Origin of the sequence: Streptomyces sp. SJL17-4 (assembly GCF_036826855.1) — a bacterium.
GTDB lineage: Bacteria > Actinomycetota > Actinomycetes > Streptomycetales > Streptomycetaceae > Streptomyces.
The window spans coordinates 1,676,090-1,692,939 of record NZ_CP104578.1 but is presented as its reverse complement, the minus strand read 5'-3'; the positions used below and the strand labels follow the sequence as shown (position 1 = coordinate 1,692,939).

General features: G+C 72.3%; 4 protein-coding genes. 1 reads left to right on the top strand and 3 read right to left on the bottom strand.

Annotated elements, in window-relative coordinates:
* The first annotated feature begins 121 nt into the window (after window positions 1–121).
* Window positions 122–1,783, top strand: a complete 1,662-nt coding sequence (locus N5875_RS07475; RefSeq protein ID WP_338492379.1) for a long-chain fatty acid--CoA ligase — start codon at window positions 122–124, stop codon at window positions 1,781–1,783.
* 63 nt (window positions 1,784–1,846) lie between these two features.
* On the opposite strand, the gene N5875_RS07470 is transcribed toward N5875_RS07475, so the two are convergent.
* The 3 genes from N5875_RS07470 to N5875_RS07460 form a co-directional block, all read right to left on the bottom strand.
* The gene (locus N5875_RS07470) at window positions 1,847–2,281 is read right to left on the bottom strand and encodes a hypothetical protein (RefSeq protein WP_338492378.1); all 435 of its coding nucleotides are present in this window, start codon (window positions 2,279–2,281) and stop codon (window positions 1,847–1,849) included.
* A complete protein-coding gene (locus tag N5875_RS07465; RefSeq protein WP_338492377.1) occupies window positions 2,278–3,414 on the bottom strand; it encodes an NAD(P)-binding domain-containing protein in 1,137 nt (378 codons plus the stop codon). Before N5875_RS07465 ends, N5875_RS07470 begins: the two co-directional genes overlap by 4 nt.
* Window positions 3,415–3,516: 102 nt before the next feature.
* Window positions 3,517–16,776, bottom strand: a complete 13,260-nt coding sequence (locus tag N5875_RS07460) for an amino acid adenylation domain-containing protein (RefSeq protein ID WP_338492376.1) — start codon at window positions 16,774–16,776, stop codon at window positions 3,517–3,519.
* Window positions 16,777–16,850: the final 74 nt, after the last annotated feature.

The following is a 16,850-nucleotide window of genomic DNA, read 5'->3' as shown; positions in this document are numbered from 1 at the left end:
CACCTTCAGGGTCACCACCTCACCCACACCACCCTCAGAGCCGTCAGCCACCCTCGCAGCCGGCTCCGCCCTCGGGGCCGGCTTCGTCCACGCGACGGCGCAACCTCCAAGGGGCCGCACCATGAAGAGCACCATGCAGGACCGCGAACTGCTCGTCCGTGACCTCCTCGCGCACGGACAGCGCGTCTACGCGGACAGCCGGGTGATCCGATGCGCCGACGGGCAGAACGAACGGTCCTTACAGACCTTCGCCGAGATCGCCGACCAGGCCGAGCAACTCGCCGCCGCACTGGCCAGGCTGGGCGTGCAGCTCGGCGAGCGCGTCGCCACCCTCGCCTGGAACACCCCCGAACACCTGGTGGCCTATCTCGCCGTACCGAGCATGGGCGCCGTACTGCACACCCTCAACCTCCGTCTCCACCCCGACCAGTTGGGCTACATCGTCGAGCACGCCGAGGACGCCGTCCTCCTGGTCGACTCGACCCTCCAGGACATGCTCGTCCCCCTGCGGGACCGGCTCGGCAGCGTACGGCACGTGGTCGTCATCGGCGGCGCGCCCGAGGTCGACCTGCCCGGGCACATCGCCGTGCACCGCTGGGACGACCTCCTCGCGGCCGAGCGACCCGGCTACGTCTGGCCCGACCTGGACGAGCGGGAAGCGGCGGCGCTCTGCTACACCACGGGCACCACCGGGGACCCCAAGGGCGTGGCCTACAGCCACCGCTCGATCTCCCTGCACACCCTCGGCGTCTCGGGCGGCTCCGGCTTCGCCATGCACGACGGCGACCGCGTCCTGCCGATCGTGCCGATGTTCCACGCCAACGCCTGGGGCTGGCCGTACTCCGCCTGGCTGGCGGGCTCCGACCTGATCATGAACGGCCGGCAGCTGCACACCCCGGACCTGGTCCGGATCATCAACGAGGAGCGGCCCACCGCGGTGGCCGCGATCTGCACGATCTGGAACAGCCTGGTCCACCACGGCGAACAGCAGCCGCTGGACCTGAGCAGCGTACGGCTCGCCGGCTGCGGCGGCGCGACCCCGCCGCGCGCCCTGCTGCAGCGGCTCAAGGACCAATACGGCGTCCGTCTGACGCAGGGCTGGGGACTCACCGAGACCAGCCCCCTCGCCACCTTCGCGGTCCCCCCGTACGGCACCCCCGACGAGGAGGAGGTCGGCTGGCTGGCCAAGAGCGGCCGGGTGATGCCCTACGTCGACGTCCGGCTGATCGCCGAGGACGGCACCGAACAGCCCTGGGACGGAACCTCGGTGGGCGAACTGGAGCTGCGCGGGCCGTGGGTCACCGGCTCGTACTACAACTCCCCTGACTCCTCGGAGAAGTTCCACGACGGCTGGCTGCGCACCGGCGACCTGGGCGTGATCGAGCCGGGCGGCTGGGTGGTGGTCAGCGACCGCCTCAAGGACGGCATCAAGAGCGGTGGCGAGTGGATCTCCACCATCGAGCTGGAGAACGCGATCATCGAGCACCCGGCGGTCCTCGAGGCGATCGTGGTCGGTGTGCCCGACCCGCGCTGGGAGGAACGCCCGCTGGCCTGCGTGTCGTTGGTGCCGGGCGCCGAGGTCGGCGGGGACGAGCTGCGGGAGTTCCTGACCGGGCGGGTGGCACGCTGGTGGGTGCCGGAGCGGTGGTCGTTCGTGGACGCGGTGCCCAAGACCAGCGTCGGCAAGTACGACAAGCGGGCGGTGCGGACGCTGTACGCGGAAGGGGCGCTGGACGTCTGGGTCCCGGGCGACCTCGACCCGCAGGCGCCGCCGGAGTCCTGACCGCGGCGGAGGCGAACGACGGTGCGGCGCCCCGGGTGACCGGGGCGCCGCTGGACGCGTGCGTCAGGAGCCCAGTCGGTGTGCCGTCTCCGTCAGCAACTCCCGCTGCTGGTCGGTGTCGAGACCCAGCTCCCGTACCAGCCGGAGCGTCAGTACGAGCCGGGCCTGGATCGTCGTCTCGGGGTCCTGGTGCTCACCGCCGGTCGCCGTGCCCCCGTCGAGGGCGGCGGCGACGAGGCCTTCGAGGAACGCCGGGTCGAAGTCCTCCCCGCCGGCGTCCAGCGAGCCGAGGACCTCCGCGACGTAGCCGCTGATCTCCTGCGGCGCCGCACCCTGCGGGAAGCGCCTGCGGACCGCGATCCCGAAGGCGGCGCCGACCGCCTGACCGTAGTGCGGGTCGGTGGGGTCGAGTGCGGCCGACTTCTGGGCGAACCCGATGAAGTCGAACGCCAACAGCGCCCCCAGCACATCGAGTTCGGTGGAGGTGGCACTGGTCATGACGGTCGGCCTTCTGTCGTGGGCGGAGTGGTCGTGGTGTCCTTGCCGTGGGCGGTGGCGATGATCGCCGTCGCGACGTGCTCGGCGTCGCGGCCCACGAAGCCGATCAGCGCCGAGCCGCGGGTACGCATCCGGTACAGCCCCAGGTAGTAGCTGCCGGGGACCGCACCCGTGCCCTCGGTGTGCCGCGGCTGCCCGTCGTCGTCCAGCATCTCCGGGTCGAGCCAGCTCCAGTCGGTGCGGAAACCGGTCGCCCAGATCACCGTGGACGGCTTGACGCGCTCGCCGCCCGCGACCAGCAGCTCGGCTCCGTCGGCCGCCGTGATCCGGCCAACGGTCCGCAGCCCGCCCGCCGCGACGAGCTCGGGCACCCGGTCACCGACGACCGGGTCGGGCGCCTGCATGTTCACCGGCAGACGCATCACCCCGAGGACGCTCATCCACCAGAACATGTCCCGGCCGACGACGGTCTGCGGCAGGGGCGGTGAGACGGCCTCGCTGCAACTGAGCACCACGTCGTGGGTCGTGGACAGCTCGGCGGCGATCTGCCGGCCGGAGTTGCCGTCGCCGACGACCACCACGGTCCCCGGCGCCACCTGCGCGGGGCTCCGGTACTCGCTGGTGTGCAGGGTGGGTACGTCCGGACCGAGCGCGGCGGCGAACTCCGGAAGGCGGGGGATGCCGAACGCCCCGGTCGCGATGACGACCTGCCCGGCCCGGCAGTGGCCGCGCGTGGTGCTCAGCAGATAGCCGTCACCGTCCCGCCGTACCGACAGCACCCGGTGGTCCGGCAGCACCTGCAGGTCGAACCGCTCGGCGTAGTCCCGCAGGTACGCCACCACCTCGTCCTTGCCGGGGTAATGCCTGCCGTCGCCGGGGAAGGGCAGACCCGGCAGCCCGGAGAACTGCGCGGACGTGAACAGCTTCAGCGAGTCCCAGCGCCGCGCCCACGTCTCGCCGACCTCGCTGTCCGCGTCGAGCAGCACACACTCCACGCCGGCCTGCCGCAGGTGATATCCGACGGCGAGCCCGGACTGGCCCGCTCCCACGACGGCGACCGGCACGGTGGCCGGCAGCGTGCTCGCTCGCTCACCGGCCTGCCGCCGTATCGGGTCGGCCTGATCAATTCCCATACCGATTGTCCTCACTTCTTGGACCTGGACCCGTGCAACCCGAAGGGACCGGTCCGGGGTGGATCGGCCGGGCCGCCGGAGGGGCGGCCCGGCCGGGTCGGTTCAGTGGGCGTCGAGAGCCCGGCGCAGCTCGTCCGCCAGGACCCGCAGCCGCTCACCGCGCATCACCGTGTAGTGGTCGCCGGGCACGTCCACGAGGGCGGCGTCACCGGAGAAGTACTCCATCCAGCGGTTCGCCGTCTCGACGGTCGCACCGCCGTCCGCCGCCCGCAGCGACAGCACCCGGCCGGCGAAGCCGCTGGGCGCGTACCGCAGCAGGGCACGGTAGTTGCTCTGGAACCGGCCGACGATGGAGCTCAGCGTGTCGAGGTCGATGTCCTCGGACAACGCCCCCGCAGCACGCGCCTCGGCGTGCAGCACCTGCACCGGCGGACGGCCGTCGAAGGCCTCGGCCGGCAGCTCCCACTCCACCCCGGCAAGGCCCGCCAGATCCCGGGCGAACCAGGACAGCAGCACCTCGTCGGAGACCGGCGCGCCCTCGGCCGGTCCGGGCTGTTCCATCAGGTCGACCACGGCGAGCAGCTCCACCTCGGCTCCCGCCGCGGTGAGTTGGGCCGCCATCTCCAGGGCGATCACTCCGCCCATCGACCAGCCGCCGAGCCGGTACGGGCCGTCGGGCAGCGCCTCACGGACCGCCGCGACGTAGTGGGCGGCCATGTCCTCGACGCTCAGCAGCTCCGTGTCCGGAAGCTGCAGCGCGTAGAACGGCTGGTCGTGGCCGAGGAGTTCGGCGAGTTCCGCGTAGCAGAGCACGTCACCGCCGACCGGGTGGACGAACACCAGCGGAGTCCGCCAGCCCGTGGCGCGTACCGGTACGAGTGCCCTGCGGCCTTCCTCGCCGCTGCCGGTCTCCCGGACCGCCTGGGCGAGCAGCTCGATGGTCGGCCGGGCGAAGAGGCTGGACAGCGGCAGGCTGCGGCCCAGACCGCGGGCGATCCTGGCCATCAGCCGCACCGCGAGCAGCGAGTCCCCGCCGAGGTCGAAGAAGCTCGCGGTCACCCCGATCTCGGCGACACCGAAGAACTCCGCCCAGATCTCCGCGAGTCGGCGTTCCACCTCGTCGCGGGGGGCGACGAAGCCGGCGCCTTCGACGGCGACCTCGTCGGGGGCGGGCAGCGCCGCCCGGTTGACCTTGCCGTTGTCGCTGAGCGGCAGCTCGTCCAGGACGAGGATGCGCTGCGGCACCAGGTGCTGCGGGACCACCTTGCGCAGCGACTCGGTGATCCGCTGCTCGGTGTCGTCGCGCCCGTCGTCGAGGACGACGTACGCGATCAGCCGCTTGGGACCGTGCTGCTCGCCCGCCGCGACGACCGCGGCGGCCCGTACGCCCTCGCACTGGGTGAGAGCGGCCTCCACCTCGCCCAGTTCGATGCGATAGCCCTGGATCTTGACCTGGGAGTCCTGGCGGCCGAGGAACTCGATGGTGCCGTCCGGCAGGAAGCGTCCCAGGTCGCCGGTGCGGTACAGCCGCTCACCGGTGACCGGGTGGTGCAGGAACGCGGCGTTCGTCTTGGCCTCGTCGTTCAGATAGCCGCGGGCCAGACCGACCCCGGCGATGTAGAGGTCGCCGGGCACCCACACGGGGCAGGGCCGCATCGTGCCGTCGAGCACATGGAAGCGCTGGTTACGCATCGCCTTGCCGTAGGGAATGCTCACGCAGTCCTCGCCGACCTCCCCGATGGGGTGCAGGATCGACCAGATCGACGCCTCGGTGGCGCCGCCGAGGCTCCACAGCTCGGCGTCCTCGAGGAGCAGCCGGATCCGGCCCGGCAGGGTCACCGGAATCCAGTCCCCGCTCATCATGACCAGCCGCAGCGGCAGTCCGGTGAGCCGGTTCGCGAGGGCGTGCTCGGTGAACATCTCCATCAGCGCGGGCACGCTGTTCCAGATCGTCACCCCGTGCTCGGTGACGAGCTCCGCCCAGCGGGCGGGCTCGCGGTGCGCGGACGGCTCGGGCAGCACGAGGGCGCCGCCCGCCGACAGCAGTCCGAAGACGTCGTAGACCGACAGGTCGAAGTGCATCGCGGACAGTCCGAGGGCCCGGTCCGCCGCGGTGACGCCGTAGCGCTCGTTGACGTCGACGATCGTGTTCAGGGCCGCGCCGTGCTCGATCATCACGCCCTTGGGCAGCCCGGTGGAGCCCGACGTGAAGATCACATAGGCGAGGTCGGTGGGCTTGGCGCCGGACGGCCCGAGCGGCTCGAGCTCGCCGCCCGCCTGCCGGCTCGCGCCGTCGTGCTCCGCGTCGGCGTCTTCACCGGCCCGCACCACGATCCTGTCCACGCCCCGGGGCCAGTCGGCGATGTCGTCCACCCACGGCTGGGTGACCACCCGGCTGATCCCGGCGCTGTCGAGCAGCACATGCAGCCGCTCGGCGGGCACCCGGGCGTCGATCGGCACGTACGCCGCCCCCGCCCGCAGGATGCCCAGGGCCGCGACGACCTGCTCCCAGCCCTTGTCCATCACGATGCCGACCAGATCACCGGGACCGGCCCCCAGCGCGCGCAGCCGGTGACCCACCTCGTGCGACCTTCGGTCGAGATCCGCGTACGTCAGGGTCAGCGACCCCGTGATGACCGCCGGCGCGTCGGGGGTCTCCGCCGCCCTGGCGAGCACGGCGTCGTGCAGCAGTCCGTCGGGCACCGGCCCGTCGGTGGCGTTGGCCTCGGCCCGTACGTCGAGGTCGGCGACGGGGGCGAGGGCGGGCCTGGGCCGCTGCCAGGCCGCCGCGTCGCGGGACAGCTCGCGCAGCGTCCGCTGGTACGCGGCGAACATCGCGTCGATGCAGCCCGCCGGGAACAGCTCCTCGATCACGTCCCAGTTCAGGAGCAGCTCACCGGCCTCCTCGACCGCCTGGTGGTCCAGCCACACCTGGGGGGTGCGGACCGAGCTGCTCACCTGGCGGCCGTTCTCACCGATCCCGGCGAGGTGCTGGACGACTCCGCCGCGCTCGCCGTCCTGCTGACCGGCGATGTTCACCAGGCTGGTGAAGACGACCGGCGCGGCCGCCCGCATCGAGCCGCCGCGAGCCCGGTTCAGTTCCCGGAGCACCTGCACACCGCTCACCTGGCTGTGCTCCATGTCGCTCCACAGCCGGCTCTGGACGTCGGAGGCACGGACGGCGAACGAGTCGGCCGCCGAGTCGCGGATCTCCAGCATCAGGGTCGTGGAGAACTGACCGATGACGTCGCCGACCTGCGGATGCAGCGGAAGCCGGTTGAAGTAGAGCAGGTTCAGGGAGAAGTCGGGAGTGGCACTCCACTCCGCGATGACCTGCGCGTACGCGGTGCACAGGGCCGCCGAGGGGCTGACCCCGGCCGCCGAGGCGTGCTGCTTGAACCGGTCCCAGTCCTCCCGGCCCAGGGTCGCGCCACGGTGGTTGAACACCGGCCGCTCAAGGCTCGACGGGCTTACCGCCAGCGGCAGTTGGGGCGCGGGAGGCAGGGTGTCGAGCCGGTCCCGCCAGTAGGCGAGCGCCCGGTCGTACTCGGGCCCGGCCTCCAGGGCACGGGCCTCCCTGACGTAGTCCCGGTAGCGCAGCCGCAGTTCGGGAAGGGTCTCACCGCGGTAGTGCGCGGCCCACTCCTTGAACAGGATCGACGTGCTGAAACCGTCGATGATCAGGGCGTCGAAGCCGGCGTGCAGCCGGATCACCCGGTCGTCGATCCGGGTCACCCGCACGTCGAACAGCGGCCAGCTCGTGGTGTCGAAGACCTGGTGCCGCATCTCCTCGTGCACCGCGACCAGTTCGGCCTCGCGCTCGGCCGGGTCCAGGGAGGAGGCGTCGGTCTCGCGGATCACATAGGCCGGGACGTCGCGCTGGATGCGCTGCTCGCCGTCGGCGGTGAAGACCGCCCGCAGCATGTCGTGGCGCTCGATCATCGCCCGGAAGGACGCGCCGAGCCGATCCAGGTCCACGTTCTCCAGGTCGATCTCGATCTGGAAGTACGTGGAGGTGTTGCCGAGTTCGAAGGCGTCACCACGGCCCACGAGGTACGCCTGCTGGAGGTCGGTCAGTCCGAACGGCTCGTAGCGCTCGGAGTCGTCCTCGGTCGCGGCGGCTTCACCGTCGGCCACCTGGGCCTCGGTCTCCGCTCCCTCGTGACCCTCGGGGCCGGCGCCGAGGAGGGCGAGGACGTCGTCGGCGATGTCATCGGTGCTGCGGCCGTCGAGGAACGCCTTCATCGGCAGCAGGACGTCGAACTCCTTGCTCAGCGTCGTCCGGATCTTCATCGCGATCAGCGAGTCCAGACCGAGCGCCTGCAAGGACTGTCGGGCGTCGAGCCGGGCCGACGTCGTCCCGAGGGCCCGGGCGACGGTCCGGTTCACGAGGGCACGGGCCGCGTCGGGCGCCACGGCGGGTGCCGCGTCGGACACGTCGGCCGGGGCCGTCGCGGCGGCGACTGCCGGGGCCGCGACGCGCGGGCGCGCCTCGGGCTCCGGAGCGGGTGCCCGCACGGCCGTGGGCACGTGGTGCGCCGTGGGGGCCTGCGCGGTCTCGGGTTCCGCCACCGACCGGGTCAGGGCGGGGACGAACCGTACGCCGTCGGCCTCGGCCACCAGCCGGCCGTTCGCCGAGACGAGCCGGATACGTGCCCGGGTGCCGCCTTCGAACAGCTCGGCGTGACATCGGAGCCCGTCCTGGGGGCCACCGCGGTCGTAGTGGACGAACCGTTCGAGACCGGCCGGCACGAGGGCCGGGCCGTCCGCCGGGAAGCAGGCGAGCGCGGTCTGGAACATCGCGTCGACGAGTCCGGGGTGGATCACGTACGGCTCTGTCTCGCCGGGTACGGCGGACCGGATCTCGGCGGTGGCCTCGCCCCGGCCGAGCCTGATCCGCTCCACCCAGCGGGCGGCGGAGCCCAGGTACAGGGCGCGCTGCCACAGCAGCCGGTACAGCTCGTCGCCGGTCAGCTCGCGGCCCGAACCGCCCGCCGCGAGCGCCACCGTCGGAGCGGCCGACGCGCCCGACCGGGCCAGGGCCTGCGCGTGCAGCTGCCAGCCACCGGCCGGGTCCTGCGCGTAGTAGCTGAACCGGTCGTCGTTCACGATGAGTTGAGCCGCGCGCCCGGTGCCGGCCGGCGCGAGCGCCAGATCGGCGGGCAGCTCCAGGTCCTGGACGGACACCGGTCCCGGTCCGGCGAGTTCGGTGACCGCCTCGATCAGCGACTCCACGAACACACCGGCACTGACCACCGGCCGGCCGCCGACCACGAAGTCCCCGAGGCAGGGGTGCGCCGACGGGTCGAGCGGCGGGGAGAACTGCGCCTGCGCGAGCGGTGAGGACGGCATCCGCACGCCCAGGAGGCTTGTCGACTCGGCAGCCGATACCGCCGGGCGGGGCGCGCCGGGCGCCACGGAGGGGGCATCGAGTGCGAGCCAGTAGTGCTGGCGTTGGAAGGGGTAGGAGGGGAGTTCGACGGTGGCGGCCTGGTAGGGCTTGAGGAGGGTGGGCCAGTCGATGGTGACGCCGTGGGTCCAGGCTTCGGCGGCGGATTCGATGAAGCGTTCGAGGCTGCCGGTGTTGCGGTGGAGGGTGCCGACGACGGCGCCGGTGTCGCCGATGGTTTCGGTGATGCCGGAGATGAGGACGGGGTGGGCGCTGACTTCGATGAACACGACGTCGGGTGCGGTGAGTTGTGCGATGACGTCGGCGAGTCGGACCTTGCTGCGCAGGTTCCGGAACCAGTAGGCGCCGTCGAGCGCGTTGGTGTCGAGTACGTCGCCGGTGACGGTGGAGTGGAAGGCGATGTTGCCCGTCCGCGGGGTGACGTCCTTCAGTTCACTCGCGAGGGTGTCTTGGATTTCGTCGACGTGTGCGGAGTGGGAGGCGTAGTCGACGGGGATGCGGCGGGCCCAGACGCCGGTGGTTTCGCAGTGGGTGAGGAGTTCGTCGAGTGCTTCGGGTCGTCCGGCGACGACGGTGGAGGAGGGGCCGTTGACGGCGGCGACGGATATGTGTCCGGGCCAGGCGGTGAGGATGTCTTGGGCTTGGGTTTCGGGGACGCTGAGCCAGGCCATGCCGCCGCCTCCGGAGAGGACGCGGAGGGCTTTGGAGCGGAGGGCGACGACGCGGGCGCCGTCTTCGATGGTGAGGCCGCCGGCGACGACGGCGGCGGCGATTTCGCCCTGGGAGTGGCCGACGACGGCGGTGGGGTTGATGCCGTTGGCGCGCCAGAGGGCGGCGAGGGCGATCATCATGGCCCAGGAGGCGGGCTGGACGACGTCGACGCGGTCGAGGCCGGGGGCGTCGTCCTCGCCGCGCAGGACGGCGGTCAGGGACCAGTCCACGAACGGCGCGAGCGCCGCTTCACACTCGCTGATGGCCTGTGCGAAGACGGGGGAGGAGTCGAGGAGTTCGACGGCCATACCGACCCACTGCGAACCCTGCCCCGGAAACACGAACACCACAGAGGCACCCGAGGCGCGCCCCGGCTTCGCACCGGAGACGGCCGCGGCGACCCCGTCGACCTCGCGGGAGGCCAGTGCGTCGAGACCGGCGAGAAGCCCCTCGCGTCCTTCGGCGCCGGGAACCATGGCCCGGGACTCGAAGGCGGACCGGTTCGCGGCCAGCGAGAACGCCACATCGGCGGGGCGGAGCTCGGGCCGTGCCCGTACGAACTCCGCGAGCCGGCCCGCGGCCTCGGCGAGCGCATCGGCCGAACGCGCCGACAGCATCCACGGCAGAGCGGCCTCAGGACCCTCGGTCACGTCCTCGGCGGTCGGCCCGGCGGTCGGCCCGGAGGCCGACTCGGCGGTCGGCTCGGTCGTCGGGGCTTCGGCGAGGATGACGTGGGCGTTGGTGCCGCTGATGCCGAAGGACGACACTCCGGCCCGCCGTACCCTCCCCTCCGTGGCAGGCCAGGGGCGCGCCTCGGTCAGTACCTCGACGCCGCCGGACTCCCAGTCGACGAGCTCGCTGGGCTTGCTCACGTTGAGCGAGGCGGGTACTTCGCCATGGCGCAGGGCCATGACCATCTTGATGACGCCGCCGACACCGGCGGCGGCCTGCGCGTGCCCCAGGTTGGACTTGAGAGATCCCAGCATGAGGGGCTGCCCCCCGTCACGCTCGCTGCCGTATGTGGCGAGAAGCGCCTGCGCCTCGATGGGGTCGCCGAGGACGGTGCCGGTGCCGTGGGCCTCGACCGCGTCGACTCCGGAGAAGGAGACCCCGGCGTCCTGGACGGCGGCGCGGATGACCCGCTCCTGCGCCGGACCGCTGGGCGCGGTGAGCCCGTTGGACGCGCCGTCCTGGTTGACGGCGGTACCGGCGACCACGGCAAGCACGTCATGCCCGAGCCGTCGGGCGTCCGACAGCCGCTCCACGACGAGCACACCGACGCCCTCGGCCCACGCCGTACCGTCCGCGTCCGCCGAGAACGACTTGATGCGGCCGTCGGTCGCGAGTCCCCGCTGACGCGAGAACTCGATGAACGTGTTGGGGGTGGACATCACCGCGGCGCCACCGGCGAGGGCCAGGGAGCACTCGCCGGACCGCAGGGCCCGTACGGCGAGATGCAGCGCGACGAGCGACGACGAGCACGCCGTGTCCACCGTCAGCGCCTGCCCCTGGAGGCCCAGCGTGTAGGCCACCCGGCCGGTGGCGACACTGCCGGCCGTGCCCGTCATGAAGTGGCCCTCGGCCTCCTCGGGGAGCCGGCCGCCACCGCCGTAGTCGTGGTACATCACACCGGCGAACACACCGGTGTCGCTGCCGTGCAGCGTTCCGGGCGCGATGCCCGCCCGCTCCAGGGCCTCCCACGACACCTCCAGGAGCAGCCGCTGCTGCGGGTCCATCGCCAGCGCCTCACGCGGCGAGATCCCGAAGAACGCGGGGTCGAACTCGCCGGCCTCGTGGAGGAATCCACCACGCCGCACGTAGGACGTGCCGGAGTGGTCCGGGTCCGGATGGTAGAGAGCGTCGAGGTCCCAGCCCCGGTCGGTCGGGAAGTCCGAGATCACATCGCGCTGCTCGGCGACGACCTGCCACAGCCCCTCGGGCGAGTCCACCCCGCCCGGGAACCGGCAGCCCATGCCGACGATCACGATCGGGTCGTCTTCGTCCGTACGCGGTACGACGGCGGCGACGGGCTGCGGGGAGGCACTCTCGGCGCGTTCCCGCGCGAGCGCGAGCGTGAAGTCGACGACGGCGGACGGCGTGGGGTGGTCGAAGACCAGGGTGGCGGGAAGACGCAGGCCGGTCGCGGAGTTGAGGCGGTTCCGCAGCTGCACCGCGAGCAGCGAGTCGACGCCGAAGCTCTTGAACGGCTGGTCCGGGTCGATCCCGTCCGTCGAGTCTCGGCCGATGACCGCGGCGAGCTGGGTGTTGACGAGGTCGAGCAGCAGACGGCGGCCCTCCTCCTCGGACAGCCGGCCGAGCTTGCGGCGCAGGCCGGACTCGCCCGCGCGCCGCCGGGGGACCCGCACCAGCGAACGCAGCACCGGGGACAGCGTCCCGTTGAGCGCGTCGGAGCGCAGCGCGGCCGGGTCGAGACGGGCCGGTACGAGCATCGCCGTGTCGTCGGCGAGCGCCCGGTCGAGGAGTTCGAGGCCCTGCTCGTTGGAGAGCGGGGCGATGCCCCGGGTCGAGAGCGTGTTCTCGTCCAAGTGGCCGGTGAGGCCGGTGCGTTCGGCCCACAGGCCCCAGGCGAGCGAGGTCGCGGGGCGACCGGCGGCCCGACGGCGGACGGCGAGCGCGTCGAGGAAGACGTTGCCGGCGGCGTAGTTGGCCTGACCCGGGTTGCCGAGTACACCCGCCACCGAGGAGAAGAGGACGAACGCGGCGAGGTCCTGGTCCGCGGTGAGTTCGTCGAGGTGTGCGGCGGCGTCCACCTTGGGGCGCAGCACGGCGGCGAGCCGGTCCGGGGTCAGCGACTCGATCACACCGTCGTCGAGGAGGCCCGCGGTGTGGACGACAGCGGTGAGCCGCACGCCGTTGAGCAGCTGCGCGAGCGCCTCGCGGTCGGCGGTGTCACAGGCGGAGAGGGTCACCTCGGCGCCCAACTCGGTGAGCTCGGCGGCGAGTTCCCCCGCGCCCGGCGCATCGGCGCCGCGGCGGCTGACGAGGAGCAGGCGGCGGGCGCCGTGCTCGGTGACCAGGTGCCGCGCGACCGAGGCACCGAGGACACCGGTTCCACCGGTGATGAGTACGGAGCCGTCCGGGTCGAGCGGGGCGGCACCGGCCAGGTCGGCGACGGCGGTGTGCCGGACGAGCCGCGGCGTGAGGGCCGTGCCCGCCCGCAGGGCGAGCTGGGGCTCGGTGAGTACGGCCCCGGGCACGGTGTCGACGTCGTACGCAACGCCCGGGTCCGTGTCCAACAGTGCGAAACGGTCGGGGTGTTCGGACTGGGCGGTCCTGATCAGGCCCCACACGGTGGCCTGGTCGGGGTTCGTGACATCGGGGCCTGCGGCGCCGTCGGTCAGCACCAGCAGTCGGGAGCCGGTGAAGCGGGCGTCGGCCAGCCAGTCCTGGACCAGGTCCAGCGCCCAACCCGCCGCGCGGTGCGCGTGGGCGGCGAGGCCGGCCCCTGCGCTGTCGGAGTCGGGCGTCGAGCCCGGACATCGTACGGCGACGAGCTGCGGCACGGGATCCGGCACCTCGGCCAGATCGGCGACCAGGCACACGTCGACCTCGGGCACGGCGGTCTGGACCGGCTGCCACTCCAGGCGGAACAGCGCGTCGGTTCCGCGCGTGGCGGCCAGGTCGGCGGTGAACGGCCGCATCGTGACGGACTCCGCGGACAGCACGGGCTTGCCCGAGCCGTCGGTGACGCGCAGGGTCACCCCGTCCTCGCCCCTGGCGCTGAGCCACACCCGCAGGGAGTCCGCACCCTCGGTGTAGCGGGTGACGCCGGACCAGGAGAAGGGCAGGACCGTACCGCCGTCCTCGCGCAGCAGGCCGACCGCGTGCAGCGCCGCGTCCAGCACGGCCGGGTGGACGCCGAAGGAGGCGGCGTCGAGCTCGGCGGGCAGGCTCACCTCGGCGAAGACGTCCCGGCCGCCGCGCCAGGCGGCACGCAAGCCCTGGAAGGCGGGACCGTAGTCGTAGCCCGCTTCCGCGAGGGTGTCGTATCGGCTCTCGACGTCGATCTCCTGGGCGCCGGGCGGCGGCCACTCGGCGAGGTCGAAGTCCACCGTCTCGTCGTCGATGTCGAGCAGCGCCGCGGCGTGCCGTGTCCAGGGCACACCGGGGTCGGCGTCCTGCGGCCGGGAGTGCACGGCCAGCTCCCGCTGCCCGTTCGCGTTCGGCGGCTCGACGGTCACCCGGAGCTGTACGGCCTCGTCGGGCGGCAGCACCAGGGGTGCCTGGAGGGTGAGTTCGGAGAGTCGCCGCCAGCCCATCCGGGCGCCCACGGCCATCGAGAGTTCGAGGAAGGCGGTTCCGGGCAGCAGGACGGTGCCGTGCACGGCGTGATCGCCGAGCCACGGCTGCGTGTCGAGGCCGAGCCGCCCCGTGTACACCAGCCGGTCCTCCTCGACGAGCTCGACCACGGCGCCCAGCAGCGGGTGCCCTGCCGAGTTCAGGCCGAGTCCGCGGGCGTCCGTCGCGGCCGGCTCGGGCTCCAGCCAGTAGTGCTGGCGCTGGAAGGGGTAGGAGGGGAGTTCGACGGTGGCGGCCTGGTAGGGCTTGAGGAGCGTCGTCCAGTCGATGGTGACGCCGTGGGTCCAGGCTTCGGCGGCGGATTCGATGAAGCGTTCGAGGCTGCCGGTGTTGCGGTGGAGGGTGCCGACGACGGCGCCGGTGTCGCCGATGGTTTCGGTGATGCCGGAGATGAGGACGGGGTGGGCGCTGACTTCGATGAACACGACGTCGGGTGCGGTGAGTTGTGCGATGACGTCGGCGAGTCGGACCTTGCTGCGCAGGTTCCGGAACCAGTAGGCGCCGTCGAGCGCGTTGGTGTCGAGTACGTCGCCGGTGACGGTGGAGTGGAAGGCGATGCGTCCGGACTGCGGGCTGACGTCCTTGAGTTCCTCGGCGAGGGTGTCCTGGATTTCGTCGACGTGTGCGGAGTGGGAGGCGTAGTCGACGGGGATGCGGCGGGCCCAGACGCCGGTGGTTTCGCAGTGGGTGAGGAGTTCGTCGAGTGCTTCGGGTCGTCCGGCGACGACGGTGGAGGAGGGGCCGTTGACGGCGGCGACGGATATGTGTCCGGGCCAGGCGGTGAGGATGTCTTGGGCTTGGGTTTCGGGGACGCTGAGCCAGGCCATGCCGCCGCCTCCGGAGAGGACGCGGAGGGCTTTGGAGCGGAGGGCGACGACGCGGGCGCCGTCTTCGATGGTGAGGCCGCCGGCGACGACGGCGGCGGCGATTTCGCCCTGGGAGTGGCCGACGACGGCGGTGGGGTTGATGCCGTTGGCGCGCCAGAGGGCGGCGAGGGCGATCATCATGGCCCAGGAGGCGGGCTGGACGACGTCGACGCGGTCGAGGCCGGGGGCGTCGTCCTCGCCGCGCAGGACGGCGGTCAGGGACCAGTCCACGAACGGCGCGAGCGCCGCTTCACACTCGCTGATGGCCTGTGCGAAGACGGGGGAGGAGTCGAGGAGTTCGACGGCCATCCCGACCCACTGCGAACCCTGCCCCGGAAACACGAACACGGCTCGGGAGGAGGACACACCGTTCTCGCCGTCGACCTCGCGGGAGGCGAGCGCGTCGAGACCGGCGAGAAGGCCGTCGCGTCCTTCGGCACCGGGGACCACGGCCCGGGACTCGAAGGCGGACCGCTTGGCGGCCAGCGAGAACGCCACATCGGCGGGGCGGAGCTCGGGCCGTGCCCGTACGTACTCCGCGAGCCGGCCCGCGGCCTCGGCGAGAGCATCGGCCGAACGCGCCGACACCGTCCACGGCAGCGTTGCGCCCTCCAGCCGGGCAGCGCCGTCCGGTGCCTTGTCTTCGGTGACCGGCTCGCCCGTCGGGGCTTCGGCGAGGATGACGTGGGCGTTGGTGCCGCTGATGCCGAACGACGAGACACCGGCGCGTCGGGCCCGGTCCTCGGTGGCGGGCCACGGGCGCGGCTCGGTGAGGACCTCGACGCCGCCGGCGGCCCAGTCCACCAGCTCGCTGGGCTTGCTCACGTTCAGGGAAGCGGGGAGTTCACTGTGCTGCAGAGCCATGACCATCTTGATGACGCCGCCGACACCGGCGGCGGCCTGCGCGTGGCCCAGGTTGGACTTGAGGGAGCCCAGCATCAGGGGCTGCCCACCGTCACGCTCGCTGCCGTAGGTGGCGAGGAGGGCCTGTGCCTCGATGGGGTCGCCGAGGACGGTGCCGGTGCCGTGGGCCTCGACCGCGTCGACGCCGGAGAAGGTCACTCCGGCGTCGGCCACGGCGGCGCGGATGACCCGCTCCTGCGCCGGGCCGCTGGGCGCGGTGAGCCCGTTCGAGGCGCCGTCCTGGTTGACGGCGGTACCGGCGACCACGGCCAGCACGTCATGTCCGAGCCGTCGGGCGTCCGACAGCCGCTCCACGACGAGCACACCGACGCCTTCGGCCCACGCCGTACCGTCCGCGTCGGCGGAGAAGGACTTGCAGCGGCCGTCGGCTGCGAGTCCCCGCTGGCGCGAGAACTCGACGAAGATGCCGGGCGTCGACATGACCGTGACACCGCCCGCGAGGGCCAGCGAGCACTCGCCGGACCGCAGCGCCTGCACGGCGAGATGCAGCGCGACCAGGGACGACGAACACGCCGTGTCGACCGTCAGAGCGGGGCCCTGCAACCCGAGGGTGTAGGCCACCCGGCCCGAGGCCACGCTCGACGTGGTGCCCGTCAGACCGAACCCGGCCGAACCCGCCGCAGCCTCACCCAGTCGCGGACCGTACTCCTGGGCGATCGCGCCCAGGAACACGCCCGTTGACGTTCCGTGCAGTGCTCCGGGGGCGATTCCCGCCCGCTCGAGCGCCTCCCACGACACTTCCAGGAGCAGCCGCTGCTGCGGGTCCATCGCCAGCGCCTCACGGGGAGCGATCCCGAAGAACGCGGGGTCGAACTCGGCGGCGCCGCTCAGGAATCCACCGTCACGCACATAGGACGTACCGGAGTGGTCCGGATCGGGGTGGTAGAGACCGTCGAGGTCCCAGCCGCGGTCGGTGGGGAGTCCGGAGATGACATCGCGCTGCTGCGCGACGACCTGCCACAGCGCCTCGGGGGAGTCCACCCCGCCCGGGAAACGGCACCCCATGCCGACGATCACGATCGGATCGTTGGTGCCGGCCTCCAGCTCACGGACCCGCTGACGGGACTGGTGGAGGTCGACGGTGAGGCGCTTGAGGTATTCGACGAGTTTGTCGTTGTCCGTTGTTGTCATGACGATGAAGCCCCCGTAGGCGTCGTGAAGCTGTGCGTGTGCGCGGTCCGGGCACGGCACGCCCGTGGGCCGTG